Source organism: Burkholderia sp. AU19243 (assembly GCF_018148075.1).
In the GTDB taxonomy this organism is placed as follows: Bacteria; Pseudomonadota; Gammaproteobacteria; order Burkholderiales; family Burkholderiaceae; genus Burkholderia; species Burkholderia latens_A.
The window spans coordinates 176,033-190,433 of the sequence record NZ_JAGSTV010000006.1; the positions used below are offsets into that span (position 1 = coordinate 176,033).

The 14,401-nt window shown below is 66.1% G+C and carries 11 protein-coding genes and 1 pseudogene; 5 read left to right on the forward strand and 7 right to left on the reverse strand.

Annotated features, from left to right (window positions below; translation table 11 throughout):
- The first annotated feature begins 48 nt into the window (after positions 1-48).
- A complete protein-coding gene (locus tag KDW55_RS13910; protein ID WP_040140797.1) occupies positions 49-1,188 on the forward strand; it encodes a porin in 1,140 nt (379 codons plus the stop codon).
- A gap of 198 nt (positions 1,189-1,386) precedes the next feature.
- The gene (locus KDW55_RS13915; protein ID WP_059544511.1) at positions 1,387-2,637 is read left to right on the forward strand and encodes an MFS transporter; all 1,251 of its coding nucleotides are present in this window, start codon (positions 1,387-1,389) and stop codon (positions 2,635-2,637) included.
- 139 nt (positions 2,638-2,776) lie between these two features.
- On the opposite strand, the gene KDW55_RS13920 is transcribed toward KDW55_RS13915, so the two are convergent.
- The 6 genes and pseudogenes from KDW55_RS13920 to KDW55_RS13945 form a co-directional block, all read right to left on the reverse strand.
- The gene (locus KDW55_RS13920; RefSeq protein ID WP_040140794.1) at positions 2,777-3,145 is read right to left on the reverse strand and encodes a YbjQ family protein; all 369 of its coding nucleotides are present in this window, start codon (positions 3,143-3,145) and stop codon (positions 2,777-2,779) included.
- 148 nt (positions 3,146-3,293) lie between these two features.
- A pseudogene (locus KDW55_RS13925) lies at positions 3,294-3,444 on the reverse strand (M20/M25/M40 family metallo-hydrolase); the annotation flags it as partial.
- 5 nt (positions 3,445-3,449) lie between these two features.
- Positions 3,450-4,394 carry a GlxA family transcriptional regulator gene (locus KDW55_RS13930; RefSeq protein WP_040140792.1) on the reverse strand — a complete coding sequence of 315 codons (945 nt, stop codon included), beginning with the start codon at positions 4,392-4,394 and terminating at the stop codon, positions 3,450-3,452.
- A gap of 260 nt (positions 4,395-4,654) precedes the next feature.
- Positions 4,655-6,181 (reverse strand): CYTH and CHAD domain-containing protein, encoded by a 1,527-nt coding sequence (locus tag KDW55_RS13935; protein WP_040140790.1) that lies wholly within the window; start codon positions 6,179-6,181, stop codon positions 4,655-4,657.
- Positions 6,182-6,203: 22 nt separating this feature from the next.
- Positions 6,204-7,994 (reverse strand): SulP family inorganic anion transporter, encoded by a 1,791-nt coding sequence (locus KDW55_RS13940; protein ID WP_212160383.1) that lies wholly within the window; start codon positions 7,992-7,994, stop codon positions 6,204-6,206.
- A 150-nt stretch (positions 7,995-8,144) separates the two neighbouring features.
- The gene (locus KDW55_RS13945; protein ID WP_069243280.1) at positions 8,145-8,909 is read right to left on the reverse strand and encodes an SDR family oxidoreductase; all 765 of its coding nucleotides are present in this window, start codon (positions 8,907-8,909) and stop codon (positions 8,145-8,147) included.
- 139 nt (positions 8,910-9,048) lie between these two features.
- Between KDW55_RS13945 and KDW55_RS13950 the strand changes: the two genes are divergently transcribed.
- Together KDW55_RS13950 and KDW55_RS13955 are read left to right on the forward strand one after the other, a co-directional pair.
- Entirely contained in the window at positions 9,049-9,966 is a 918-nt protein-coding gene (locus tag KDW55_RS13950; protein ID WP_040140784.1) for a LysR family transcriptional regulator, read from the forward strand.
- Between the two features lie 164 nt (positions 9,967-10,130).
- Positions 10,131-11,258, forward strand: a complete 1,128-nt coding sequence (locus tag KDW55_RS13955) for an aminotransferase class V-fold PLP-dependent enzyme (protein ID WP_212160382.1) — start codon at positions 10,131-10,133, stop codon at positions 11,256-11,258.
- Between the two features lie 318 nt (positions 11,259-11,576).
- Here the strand turns inward: KDW55_RS13955 and KDW55_RS13960 are convergent, their stop codons facing one another.
- A complete protein-coding gene (locus KDW55_RS13960; RefSeq protein ID WP_212148546.1) occupies positions 11,577-12,389 on the reverse strand; it encodes a DNA-binding transcriptional regulator in 813 nt (270 codons plus the stop codon).
- A gap of 163 nt (positions 12,390-12,552) precedes the next feature.
- Between KDW55_RS13960 and KDW55_RS13965 the strand changes: the two genes are divergently transcribed.
- The gene (locus KDW55_RS13965; protein ID WP_069243278.1) at positions 12,553-14,400 is read left to right on the forward strand and encodes a bifunctional 3-(3-hydroxy-phenyl)propionate/3-hydroxycinnamic acid hydroxylase; all 1,848 of its coding nucleotides are present in this window, start codon (positions 12,553-12,555) and stop codon (positions 14,398-14,400) included.
- Position 14,401 lies beyond the last annotated feature (1 nt).

The following is a 14,401-nucleotide window of genomic DNA, read 5'->3' on the forward strand; positions in this document are numbered from 1 at the left end:
CGCCGAGCCACGGTTCTTTCCATCGAACGGTTCAGGGGGTAGTCGACAATGAAGCAAAAGAAAGTTGCCGTAGCTGCCGCGCTCGCTTGCGCGGCCTGTATTCCCGCCATCGGTCATGCGCAGAGCAGCGTGACGCTGTACGGGATCATCGACGCGGGCATCACGTACGTGAACAATACCGGCGGCTCGCACGTGGTCAAGTTCGACGACGGCATCGCGTACGGCAACCGCTTCGGCCTGAAGGGCACGGAGGACCTTGGCGGCGGCCTGAAAGCGGTGTTTACGCTCGAGAGCGGCTTCCACCTCGGCAACGGGCAGCTCGGCTTCGGCGGCGCGGAATTCGGGCGTCAGGCTTATGTCGGCCTGCAGAACGACTGGGGCACGCTGTCGTTCGGCAACCAGCTGGACATTACCAACGAGCTCGTGTCGATCTACAACATCTCGGCATGGGGCAGCGGCTACGCAATCCACCAGGGCGACTTCGACCGCTTCAACGGCGACCGCCTGCCGAACTCGGTGAAATTCCTGTCGAACGACCTGAACGGCTTCAAGTTCGGCGCGATGTACTCGTTCGGCAACGTCGCCGGCAACTTCCACCGCAACAGCGCGTGGAGCGCGGGCGCGAGCTTCACGAAGGGCGACTTCTCGATTGGCGCCGCGTACACGCGCCTGAACAACCCGAACGGCATTTATGCGTTCGATCCTTACGCGATGATCGGCACGCACACGTTCCTCGGCCAGCAGACCGTGACCGTCGATCCGGCGACGGGCGCGCGCACCGACCTTTTCTCGAACACCGCGATGGATGTCGACAGCCAGGGCACGTTCGGCATCGGCACGAGTTACACGATCGGCAAGCTCACGCTCGATGCGAACTACTCGTACACGACGATCAAGGGCTTCGGCCAGTCGTCGCACATGCAGGTGTACGAAGGCGGCGGCCTGTATCAATTCACGCCGGCGCTCAGTTTCATCGCGGGCTACCAACACACGCGCTTCGAAGGGCATCACTGGAACCAGGGCACGGCCGGCCTGCACTACCTGCTGTCGAAGCGCACCGACGTGTACATCTCCGGCGATTACCTGCGCGCGTCGCAGGGTGTCGATGCGGTGATCGGCTACAGCTTTACGCCGTCGACGACGCAAACGCAGGCCGATGTGCGGATCGGGATGCGGCATTCGTTCTGAGCACGGCGGCCGGATCGTTCTACGTCTTCAGCGAGGTCTCTCTTTGGCGCGAACCGCGGTTCGCGCTTTTTTTTTGCGCGGCGCGATGCCGCGCGCGAGCGGGTATCCGGCAGCGTTCCGGCGGTTGACGCTATCATCGCGCTTTGGCCGCATCCGCGTCTCGCCGATCGCGGGCCTCGTCCGATCACGTCTCTCCCGATGACCGCCCCGTTACCCGAATCCGCCTCGCCGGCGCCGTTACCCGTCAACCTGTTCCGTCACGCACCGTTCCAGCGCTTCTGGGGCACGCGCGTGATGTCGTCGCTCGCGTTCCAGATCCTGTCGGTCGCAATCGGCTGGTATGTGTATGCGCTCACGCACAGCGCGTTCGCGCTCGGGCTCGTCGGGCTCGCGCAGTTCGTGCCGATGTTCGTGCTGACGCTCGTCGTCGGCCAGGTGGCGGACCGTTACGACCGTCGCCGCATCGCGACGATTTGCCAGAGCGTCGAGGCACTGGCCGCCGGCGTGTTTCTGCTCGGCGCGGCGAAAGGCGGACTCACGGCACCGGGCGTGTATGCGCTGGCGGCGATCGTCGGCACCGCGCGCGCGTTCGAATCGCCGTCGGTGTCGTCGCTGCTGCCGGCTGTCGTGCCGCGCGGCGACCTGCCGCGCGCGACCGCGCTGTCGACGTCCGCGAACCAGGCCGCGCAGATTCTCGGCCCCGCATTCGGCGGCGTGCTGTACGGCGTCGGCGCGCCGGTCGCATTCGGCACGAGCGTCGTCGCGTTCGCGATCGCTGCGCTGCTGAGCGGTACGATTCCGCTGCGCAGTGCGCCGCCCGCGCGCGAACCGGTCACACTGCGTTCGGTGTTTTCCGGCATCGCGTTCATCCGGCGCGAGCCGGCGATCCTCGGTGCGCTGTCGCTCGACCTGTTCGCCGTGTTGTTCGGCGGCGCGACCGCGCTGCTGCCCATCTATGCGCGCGACATCCTGCAGGTCGGGCCGTGGGGCCTCGGCGCGCTGCGCGCCGCGCCAGCCGCCGGTGCGCTCGCGGGCACGCTTTGGCTCACGCGCTTCCCGCTGAAGGGCAAGCCCGGCCGTGCGATGTTCGGCGGCGTGATCGCGTTCGGGATCGCGACGATCGTATTCGGGCTGTCGCGCAATTTCGTGCTGTCGCTTGTCGCGCTGGCGGCGTTGGGGGCGGCGGACGTGGTGAGTGTCGTCGTGCGCCTGTCGCTCGTGCAGTTGCGCACGCCCGACGACATGCTCGGCCGCGTGAGCGCGGTCAACTCGCTGTTCATCGGCACGTCGAACCAGCTCGGCGAATTCGAATCGGGCGTAACGGCCGCGTGGTGGGGCGCGCCGGCCGCGATCGTCGTTGGCGGCGCGGCGACGATCGCCGTCGCGCTGACGTGGATGCGCCTGTTCCCGACGTTGCGAAACATGACGTCGCTCGAACGCGATCATTGAATCGCCGTCGTTAATCCGGGCATTCGCGAGTCGCAGCCTTATTCGGGCGAATCGCTTCAAGCTGCCTTTTTCAATTGAATTCCCGACGGCACATCGGCGGGATACGGCCCGTCGATACGCTCGAGGGCGCGCCTGCCGATCAGATGCCGCCGTTCGGCGCAACCTGCACGGCCGTGCCGTAGCAGATGACTTCCGTGACGCCCGCGCCGATCTCGGTCGAGTCGTAACGCATCGCGACGACCGCATTTGCGCCGAGCTTGCGTGCATCGGCGAGCATCTTGTCGAATGCCTGCTGGCGTGCTTTCTCGCACAGCGACGTATACAGCGTGATGTTGCCGCCGAAGATGGTCTGCAGCGACGCGCCGAACGAGCCGACGATCGAACGCGACCGTACGATGATGCCTTGCGCGACGCCGAGCGAGCGCACGGTCGTGTGGCCGGGCAGGTCGAACGCGGTCGTCACGCGCTCGGGTGAGAGATCGCCGGTAGAGCGGGAAAGGTCGGTCATGGCGGGGCACCGTGAGGCGGGATTGAACGAACGACGATTCTATCCGGAACGGGAGCCGCGCCCGTCCGGTGCGCTGCGGCGCGAGCCGGCCGCGGCCGCTCAGTGCTTGACCGTCGCGCCGCCGTCGCCGCCGAGGTCGGCCGCATACGCGCGACGCGAGCAGGCCGGCTTCCTCGGCTTCGTACCCGACGAACTCGATCGTCCGCTTCGGCTTGTAGCGGTTCGCGAGCAGCACGCGCAGCGCTTCGGTCAGGCATCGCGATGCCCGATGCATCGTCATCCGCGCCGGGCGAGCGGGTGTCGTTCAGCGCGTCGCGCGCCGGTCGCTGCGCGGGCTCACGCCGAAGCGCGAGCGATACGTGCGCGAGAAATGCGAAGGCGACTCGAAGCCGCACGCGACGCACACCGACGTGATGCTCATGTCGGTCTGCTGCAGCAGCTCGCGTGCGCGGTCGAGGCGCAGGTTCAGGTAGAAGTGCGTCGGCGTGTCGTTCAGCGTCGCGCTGAACAGCCGTTCGAGCTGGCGGCGCGTGATCGACACCTCCTGCGCGAGCGCGTCGGAGCCGAGCGGCGTCTCCATGTGCCGCTGCATCGTACCGATCACCTGGATCAGCTTGCGGTTGTGCACGCCGTAGCGCGCGGCGATCTCGAGCCGCTGGCTATCCGAGCGCTGCCGGATGCGGCTCACGACGAACTGCTCGGAGATCGCCGCCGCGAGATCCGCGCCGTGCCGGCGGCCGATCAGGTCGAGCATCATGTCGATCGACGCGGTGCCGCCCGCGCACGTGATGCGCCGATCGTCGATCTCGAACAACTCCTGCGTCGCGTTCAGGCCCGGGTAGCGTTCACGGAATGCGGCCAGCGCTTCCCAGTGCAGCGTGAGCGTTTGCGATGCGTCGAACAGTCCGGCTTCTGCGAGCACGAAGCTGCCGGTGTCGATGCCGCCGAGCGTCGCGCCATGACGGTTCTGGCGGCGCAGCCAGTCGGCGAGCGGTCGGTCGTAGCACACGAGCGGATCGAATCCCGCGACGACGAATACCGTCTCGACCCGTTCGACGTCCGCGCATGCGGCTTCCGCCGCGACCGGAATGCCGTTGCTCGCGGCGACGGGCGCGCCGTCCGCACTGATCACATGCCAGCGGTACAGCTCGGTGCGGAACCGGTTCGCGACGCGCAACGGTTCGACCGCTGACATGAAGCCGAGCGCGGAAAAGCCGGGCAGCAACAGGAAATGAAAATCCTCGGGCATCGGAGCGTGGGTCGAATCGGGTGGTCGTCGCGCCGCAGCGAGCGGTCCGCGGCGCGCGCCTGACCGGCTCGCCGCAGTCGCGGGTTCAGCACGGGATTATCGCGGGTTTTGTGCGCGCTTAGCGCGTTTTTGCGGTGCGTGCCGTCTGGCGCGCAGCCGCACGAGCACGGCCTGCATCGTAGATGCGTTCCCGCGCGTGGCGACCGCATCGCCAACGCACGACGCAATCGATCGTGCACGCGGACAGGCATCGCGACGACTCAGCGTGGCGGCGACAGCCGTTTGAAGCGGCTCCACAGCTTCTTCAGCGTCTGATGATCGGACGCGGCACGCGCGGCGAGAAAGCCGCGAGCGAAGCCAGCGCCCGGCGCGGCTTCGGGCGATGTACGAGGGAGTGCCTTCAGAAGCCGATCCGCGACCACGGCATCGTTGCGCCAGCCCAGATCGTCCTGAAGCCCGGTCAGCGCGCCGACATACGCGCGGACGGCTTGCTTGCTGCACAGCGACGCGAAAAATTCGGTGGCGTACCGCACTTTCTTGGCCGCGATGCGTGCACGGTGACGACGGTGATCGTCGAGATCGGCGAGCCGTTTGCCGCGTTTGATCAGTTTCCGGTGGCGGCGACGCAGCACGTCGCGGGCAAACGGACGCGCCGGCTGCACGAGCGCCGCGCGCTGTTCGTCGGACATCCCGTCGCGCCAGCCCTTCCGGTTCAACCATGACGCGAGCCGCAACGCGAGCCGCGTGTAGCGAACCGACTGCACCGCGGCAGCCGCGCGCTGACGATTCGTGATCGCAATACGCTGGCACGCGTGGCGGACGGGACGGATCTCGTCCTGGTTGCCATTCGTGCCGGCGTGGTCGAGCGTCGTTCCCGCAAGCACTTCCCAGTCACGCGCGGCGCCGAGCTCGCCGGCGATCCAGCGCAGCTCGTGATCGAGGCCGGGAAACGCCGGAATCGCTTTCTCGAACAGGTCGAGCGCCGAGCGCAGCCGACGAAGCCCCACCCGCATCTGATGAACGCTCGACGGATCATGGCCGGACTCGACACCGCGCTCGTTCGCGTGGATCTGGTCCAGGCAGTTGCGCACGATCCGGCAGAAGGCGTCTTCAATCGAGTCATCCCGCGTCAGTTGCACCGGTTGCGCCTTGACGGCCGGTTGATGCTCGGCGACGAGGAGTCCGTAGCCGAGATCGGCCTTGCTTTCATGATCGATACGCAATGGCACGACGTCGAGCAATTCCAGTGCGATGCCGTACAGGTTTTCAGCGCGGCCCCGTTTCAGCTCCAGTTCGACCGCGGCGATCGGGAGCGAATTCGCGTTCGCGTCGACCGTCCCCTTGTCGAGCGCAACCTCGACCTCGTCTCCGGACGGCAGACGCAGCGGTAAAACGGTCCGCTTGATTCGCGTGACGAATACAGGGCGAAGATCGGGCGCGGTGGCTTCGTCGCGAACGAGGCGACCGCAGTCGGTGTCGTCGGGGAGCTTGTCTCGCAGCAGTGTCAGATCGGGCGCGTCGCCATCGACGGGCATCTCGAATTCGTCCCGGTCGAACAGGCCCGCCTGCGGCGACCCTTCCAGTTTCAACGTCTGGATCCGCTCGTTGCCGACCGCGCGTACGCGCAGGGAAGCCGCACATTTGTGAAACGCCAGCGCGGCGGTGTCGAAGTACGTGCTCGTCAGCTGTTGACGCGCGCGGGCGCCATTCGCGTGCGCGAGCAACGGTGCGTGGCGCAACTTGTCGAGATCGTTGACGGAAACCCGCAGCTTCAGCTCTCGTTCCATACCGCCTCCGAAGGGTCGCCGACTATCGGCCTGCGCCCGGTCCGCGGGCGTCTTCCCAGTCGTGCCAGTCGATTCGATGTATTTCCACATACCGGCCTACCGCTTCGCCGATCGTCGGAAAGAAGTTGTCGTCGCCGAACATGCTGTACATCCCGTAACGCTTCAGACTGTCCTTGACCGGGCCTTTCAGCTCGGCGAACACGAGCTTCACCTGCCGCGCCGCAAGTTCGCGATGCAGCCGTTCGAGTACGTCGGCGGCCGTCAGATCGATGTCGGTCACGGGCTCCGCTGCGATGACGATCCAGCGTGCCGGCTCCGGCGACGCGTCGACCGCACGCAACACGCGTTCCCGGAAAATTTCCCCGTTCGCGAAAAACAGCGGCGCATCCCAGCGCAGCAGTACGAGCCCGGGCACGCGACGCGCGTCCGGATGACGCGACACGTCGTGATAACCCTTCCTGCCGTCGACGCGCCCGAGCACGGCTGCGTACGGCCGCCATGCACGCCATAGAAACGACAGCACGGTGAGCAGTAATGCCAGGGCAATACCGTTCACGACCCCGACGGTCGCCACGCCGACGAAGCACGCCAAGGCCTGCACGAACTCGCTTTTGCGCAGCCGGTAAAGCCGCACGACGCCGCGCACTTCGATCATGTTCACGCATGCGGCGATCACGACGGCGGCCAGCACGGATTGCGGCGTGTGCGCCAGCGCACGCGGCGCGAACAGCAGCAGCGCGGCAACGACGGCGGCGGCGACCACGCCCGTCGCCTGCGTCTTTGCGCCTGCTGCTTCCGCAACGGGCGTGCGGGAGCCGCTGGCGCTCACGGCGAACCCTTGCACCAAACCGGCTGCGAGGTTCGCCAGCCCGAGCGCGACGCATTCGTGATTGCGGTCCACGCTTGCGTCGTTGCGCAATTCGTAGGCACGGGACAGCACGCTGATATCCGTGAACGAAACGAGCGCGATCGCCGCCGCGCTTCCCGCGAGATGCAGCCAGTCGTCGACGCTCACGTCCGGTATCCGCGGCACAGGCAGACCTTGCGGGACCGCGCCGACGGTCGCGACACCCGCGCGCGTCGCCAGGTCGAACCACATCACCGCAGCCGTCGCGCCCGCCACGGCGAGCAGCACGCCCGGCACCCTGGGGCAGAGCCGTTTGCATGCGAGTATCAGCACGAGCGACGCGCCACCGAGTGCGAATGACGTTGCGTTCACGTTCGATGCCGCGATGCCATCGACCACGGCGCGCACCTGCTCGATGAACGATTCGCCGCCACCCTTGTACCCGAGAAGCTTGGGCAACTGCCCGATGCTGATCGTCAGCATGATGCCGTTCAGAAAACCGTACCGAATCGGCAGCGACAGCAGCTCGGTGACGAAGCCGAGCCTGAGCGCGCCGACCGCGATGCAGATGGAGCCCGTCAGTACCGCTAGTGCGCCGGCAAGGGCTAGCGCATGCGCGGCGTCGCCGCGAGCGAGCGGCGTGATGCTGGCGGCGATCAGCGCGACGAGCGCGGAGTCGGGGCCGAGCACGAGGATACGGCTCGGACCGAAGAGCGCATACGCAAGCATCGCGGCAAACGACGCATAGAGGCCACTGACGGCGGGCAGGCCGGCTGCGTTCGCGTACGCCATGCCGGCGGGCACGAGCACGGCGCTCAGCGTGACGCCGGCCAGCAAGTCGTGCGGCAACCACGCCAAGCGATAGGTGCGCACCGCGGCGAGTCCGTTGATCCACCGCAGCGGGCCGGCATCGGGCTGGCGGGTCGGTCGGGCCGTGTGCGGGCGGGCACGGCTTTTGATGTTCATCGCAGGACGTCAGGGAACCCGGCGGAAACGGTCGCCATGTCCGCCGGTATCGTTAAAGATTATGTTCCCGTGTCGCCGCAGGGCAAGGCCGGTTTCACGATGTTGCGCATCGGCGCGCCGGCGTTGCCTCCGGCGCGCGTCGCGCATCATTCAGATCTGTTGCTGGCCGCCATCGACGAACAGCTCGATCCCGTTCACGAAGCTCGCATCGTCCGACGCGAGGAACAGCGCGGCTGCGGCAATCTCTTCCGGTTCGCCGAGACGGCCCATCGGAATCAGCGAGGCCAGGTAATCGGCCAGCCCTTGCCGTTGCGCGGCGTCCTGACCGGCGAGGTCGAGCAGGCCCGGCGTACGCGTCGCACCCGGGCTGATCGTGTTCACACGGATGCGGCGTTCCTTGAGGTCGAGAATCCAGTTGCGTGCGAACGCGCGCACGGCGGCCTTCGACGCCGAATACACGCTGAATGCGGCGGTCCCCGCACTGCCGGCCGTCGAGCCGGTGAGGATGACCGATGCGCCGTCGGCGAGCAGCGGCAGCGCCTTTTGCACGGTGAACAGCACGCCCTTCACGTTGCGATTGAACGTATCGTCGAAATGCTCTTCGGTGATGCTGCCGAACGGCAACATCGAGCCGCCGCCGGCGTTCGCGAACAGCACGTCGAGCCGGCCGCGTTCTTCGTTGATCTGCGCGTACAGCGCATCCAGTTCGGCGAGCTGCGTGGAGTCGATGCGCACGCCAGTTGCGCTGCCGCCGCTGTCGCGGATCGCCTGCACGGCGGCATCGAGTTCGGCCTGACGCCGGCCGGTCACGTAGACGTGTGCGCCTTCCGCCGCGAAGCGCCGGGCGGTGGCGAGGCCGATCCCGCTGGTGCCGCCGGTGACGAGTGCGATCTTGTTGTCGAGCTTGCGTGCCATGTTGCTTCTCCTTTGGTTCGGTACGTTGACGAAGGGTTCGTGTTGCGTGCTGCGATGTAAGGAGAATATCGACGGCCCTTTCTTTTCGAAATAGAATTGATCGCAAACCAACGTTGCAAAATTGCAAGGATGATCCGCAATGGCGAGACTGCCAGACTTCGAAGGGCTCGCGATGTTCGCGAAGGTTGCCGAGGAGGGATCGTTCGCGGCCGCGGCGCGCTTGATGGGCGTGTCGGTCGCGACGGTTTCGCGCGGCGTCGCGCGGCTGGAAGACCGTCTGGGCGGGCGGCTCTTCAACCGGACGTCGCGTCAGCTCGCGCTGACCGAATTCGGCAGAACCCTCAGCGAAAAGGCCGGCGACATGTATCGCCATGCCGAAGAGGCCGAGAGCGCCGCACGCGAGCTGGCCGTACAGCCGCGCGGGCTCGTGCGTTTCGCCGTGCCGATGTCGTTCGGATTGCGGTGGGTCGCGCCGCTGCTGCCGGGTTTCTTTCGCGCCTATCCGGAAGTGTCGATCGACCTGCACCTGTCGGATGCGGCGGTCGATCTGATCGCCGATGGTTTCGATGCGGCATTGCGGATCGCCGCGCTGCCGGATTCGTCGCTGGTCGCCCGGCGCTTGTGCGCCGTGACGCAATACGTGGTTGCGTCCCCCGCGTATCTGAAGCGCGAAGGGCGCCCCGCGCATCCGCGCGACCTCGCGGGGCGGCGTTGCCTTTCGTATGCGTATCGCGCGCATAGCGACGTGTGGCGCTTCACGAACGACGCCGGCGACGAAGAGCCGGTCATGCCGAATGGCCCGCTGCGTGTGACGAACGCCGATGCACTGCTGCCGACGTTGCTCGATGGCCTCGCGATCGGCGAACTGCCGGAGTTCATTGCGGGCGAATATCTGGCCGACGGCCGCCTCGAAGCGATCCTGACCGACTGGTCGCTGACGAAGGGCGGCCTCTACTTCGTCACGCCGTCCGCGCGTGCACGTCCGGCGAAGGTCGCCGCGCTGTCCGACTATTTCGCCGAGCACCTGTCCGCTCCGTCCTGGCGATGGCCGAAGTGAGGGGCGATGCCGCAAGCCGTGCGATACACCGAAATTCCCGGCCGAAGGTCGCATTCGCTAGAATCGGTCGTCGTCGAAGCAATACGCCGAAATGCATTGGCGCAGCGGTGCCGAACGCACGAATGCCGCTCGCGCTCATCCCATGTCCTTTACTGGAGGCGAACGTGCCAGGATTACTTCCCGATGTCGACCGCGACGGGCTTCTCGAATACTCGGTCGTGTACACCGACCGGTCGATCAATCACATGTCGCAGCGTTTCCAGCACGTGATGCGCGACATCTCCGCTGCGCTGAAGCATGTCTACAACGCGAAAGCGGTTGCAATCGTCCCCGGCAGCGGGACGTTCGGCATGGAGGCCGTGGCGCGGCAGTTCGCGACGAACCGGAAGTGCGTCGTCATCCGCAACGGCTGGTTCAGCTTCCGCTGGTCGCAGATTTTCGACATGGGCGGCATTCCGTCCGAATCGATCGTGTTGAAGGCGCGTCCGGTCGAAGCGGGCAGGCAGGCCGCGTTTGCGCCGGCGCCGATCGACGAAGTCGTCGCGGCGATTCGCGAGCACAAGCCGGATCTCGTGTTTGCGCCGCACGTCGAAACCGCGTCGGGGATGATGTTGCCCGATGCGTATTTGCGTGCGGTGGCCGACGCCGTGCATGCGGTCGGCGGCATGTTCGTGCTCGATTGCATCGCATCCGGCACGATCTGGGTCGACATGGAGGCGAGCGGCGTCGACGTGCTGATCAGTGCGCCGCAAAAGGGCTGGAGCGCGTCGCCCGGCTGCGCGCTGGTAATGATGAGTCCGCTGGCACGCGAGCGAATCGATGCGACGACCAGCACGAGCTTTGCGTGCGATCTGCGCAAGTGGGTGCAGATCATGGAAGCGTACGAGAACGGCGGGTTCGCGTATCACGCGACAATGCCGACCGACAGCCTCGCGACGCTGCGCGACGTGATCAAGGAAACGGAAGCGTACGGCTTCGACAAGGTGAGGGCGGAACAGCTCGAACTGGGCACGCGGATTCGCGCGCTGCTCGCGGAGAAGGGGTTCCGCAGTGTCGCGGCCGAAGGTTTCGAGGCGCCGGGTGTCGTCGTTTGCTATACCGATGACGACGATATCCGGTCCGGCAAGAAATTCGCCGATGTCGGCATGCAGATCGCGGCGGGCGTGCCGCTGCAATGCGATGAGCCAGCGGATTTCAAGACGTTCCGGATCGGCCTATTCGGTCTCGACAAGCTGCACGACGTCGACGCGGCGGTTGCGCGGTTCGCTAGCGCGCTCGAGCGCGTGCTGTAGCGGGTCGCCCCGCTGTGCGGGTGCGCGGCGCATGACGTGACGACACCGGTTCGATCCATCTCACACATGCGCCGCGGTTCCCGGAGGTCGCCGCGATGGAGCGGCGGCCGATGAGCGCAGAGGCGCGACGCGAAGCGGATACGCGCCGGTTGCCAGTGCTTGTCAGTGCAGCCGACACGTGACGGGTTGGACTGGATCAGACCGGCGGCGGATTGGCTGACGCCGCTTGGCCACTCTCGGCCGTCCGGGATGGCCGGGCACATCGTCATTCGCGTGACGATTCACCTCCCGTTCGCGTGATTCAGCCGGTCAGGCTGCCTACATTGATGCGCGAGGACGCGTGGCCGGTTCCTGCCTCAATGCTTCGGCAATGTCCGATGCTGCTTTTTGCAGCTCGGGCACATAGCGGCGAGTGGCATCTGCAAGACTTACCGCGCGTGACAGGAACACGACATTGAGACTGGCGATCACGCGTTCGTCCGCGCTGATCGCGACCGCCACCGCGCCGATTTTCGCCTGCGCGGTCCAGTCGCCGTGATTCGATCCGAAGCCATCGTCGCGCACGCGCCGGATCAGCTTGCGCACGAGCGCATCGTTTCTCGCGAACGCCTGTTGCTCTTCACCCCCTGCACCGGAGCGCAACAGTTCCAGAATATCCTCGCGCTCCTCATCGGGGCACATCGCGAAGTACGCGCGACCCGCGGCCGTCAGCAACATCGGCAAACGCCGCCCGACCATTGCGCGATGAAACGACAAACGGCTGAAGCGATGCGTCGTCTCGCGGATGATCATCGCGTCGCCATCGGGCGTGGTCAGATCGGATGGCCACGCGACGCGCTGCAGCAACTGCCCCATGATCGGCGGCGCCACGGTCGCGATGCGCTCGGTATCGGTGAAGCCCTCGCTCAATGAACGCACCGCGAGCGTCAGGCGGAAGCTGTCGTCCGATGTACTGCGGCGCACGAATCCTTCCTCCATCAACGTTTCGAGCAGGCGGCGCACCGTAGTGCGATGCAGGCCGGTCAGATCGGCGATTTGCTGACTCGTCGCCCGGCCGTTTTCCATCGCATTCAGCGCCCTCAGCACCTGGAGGCCGCGCGCCAGACCGCGCACGTTCGTGTAGGTCGTCACGTAAAAATACCCTTTGGAATCAACAATGTGCATTCTATGCACATTCCGGAGATTTTGTTGAGGGTGTTTTTCGCGCCCCATAAACTGCGTTCGCAAGCTGAACGATCGAGAGCCACGCGCTTCGCCGGTTCGGCACATCGGACAAGACATTCAGGAGACAAGCATGCGCCCCGCCTTTGAACCGGCGGCCGGCAACGGCCGCGCTCATCCTCAAGAAACGACACATCGTTCGATCGACGCAGATGTCGCCATCATCGGCGCGGGCCCGGTCGGCCTGATGATCGCGAACATTCTCGGCCTGCAGGGCGTGCGCGTCGTCGTTATCGAGAAGCTCGCGCAGATCATCGACTATCCGCGCGCCATCGGCCTCGACGACGAAGCGCTGCGCGTGTTCCAGTCGGTCGGCCTTGTCGACGCGCTGCTGCCGCACACCACGCCGAATCACTGGATGCGCTTCACGCTGAAAGGGAAATGCTTCGCGTCGATCGAGCCGCGCACCGACGAGTTCGGCTGGCCGCGCCGCAATGCCTTCATCCAGCCGCTCGCCGATCAGATCCTGTACAGCGGCCTCGAGCGTTTCGAGAATGTGTCAACGCTGCTTGGTCACAGCGTCGACAGCTTTGCACAGGACGAGGGCGGCGTGACCATAGAAGCGACCGACGCGCACGGTGCGAAGACAACGATCCGCGCCGCGTACATGGTCGGCGCGGACGGCGGCAACAGTTTTGTGCGCCGCACGCTCGGCGTGCCGTTCGAAGGCCGCACGAAGCCGAATCAATGGATCGTGATCGATGTGCGCAACGACCCGATTGGCTCTCCGCATGTTTATCTGCATTGCGACGCGCGGCGTCCGTACGTCTCTGCGGCGCTGCCGCACGGGATCCGGCGCTTCGAATTCATGGTGATGCCGGGCGAGACGGAGGAGGAGCTGTCGAAGCCGGAGAACATGGCGGCGTTGGTGCGCGGGGTTGTCGACGATCCCGACAAGGTCGACTACATTCGCCGGCGCGTCTATACGCACAACGCGCGGCTCGCGAGCACCTTCCGGGTGAAACGCATCCTGCTCGCCGGGGACGCCGCGCACATCATGCCCGTTTGGCAGGGGCAGGGCTATAACAGCGGCATTCGCGACGCGAGCAATCTCGGCTGGAAGCTCGCGATGGTCGTGAAAGGCACGGCGCGCGATTCTCTGCTCGATACCTACACGACGGAGCGGCGCGCGCACGCGCGTTCGATGATCCACCTGTCGGAAGTCGCGGGCGACATCTTCGCGCCGACGAGTTTCTTCGGATCGAAAGTGCGCGACGCGTTCGTGCGCTGTTTCGACGTGCTGCCTTCCATGAAACGCTACTTCATCGAAATGCGTTTCAAGCCGATGCCGCGCTATGAGGAGGGCGTCGTGCTTCTGGCGCCGCGCGAGCGGTCCGACGGCGTGCTCGCACGCATGATCGCGAAGCGGGGGCATGGCGCGTTCGGGCGCCTCGTCGGTCTGATGAGCGAGAAGCGCGAATCGCTGGTCGGCCGGATCGTGCACGGCCGCGATGCGCAGGCGGGCACGCCCGTGGGCCGCATGTTCATCCAGCCGCGCGTGCGTCTCGCGGATGGCCGCATCGTCCGGCTCGACGACGCGATCGGCAACCGCTTCGCGATCGTGGGGTGGGGCGCCGACCCGACGTTCGGCTTGACTCCCGAGGCGCGCCGCATCTGGCGCGCGCTAGGCGGCTGCTTCGTGATTGCGAAGCCCGACCCGCAGCTTGCCTTCCATGAGGACGTGCCTGACGACGTGATCGCGATTGGCGATGTCGACTCGCGCCTGCGCGACTGGTTCGCGCGTGTGCCGGAATCCGTCGTGCTGCTGCGGCCCGACCGCTTCGTGGCCGGCATGTGCTCGCCGCAACGTGTATCGGGTTGCGTGTTGCAGCTTGCGCAACGGCTGTCGCTTGCCATGGCAGCCGGCGCGACGCCCGGCGGCGCGACGTTCGCGCATGCTGCCGACCTGGTAGGGGCCTGAG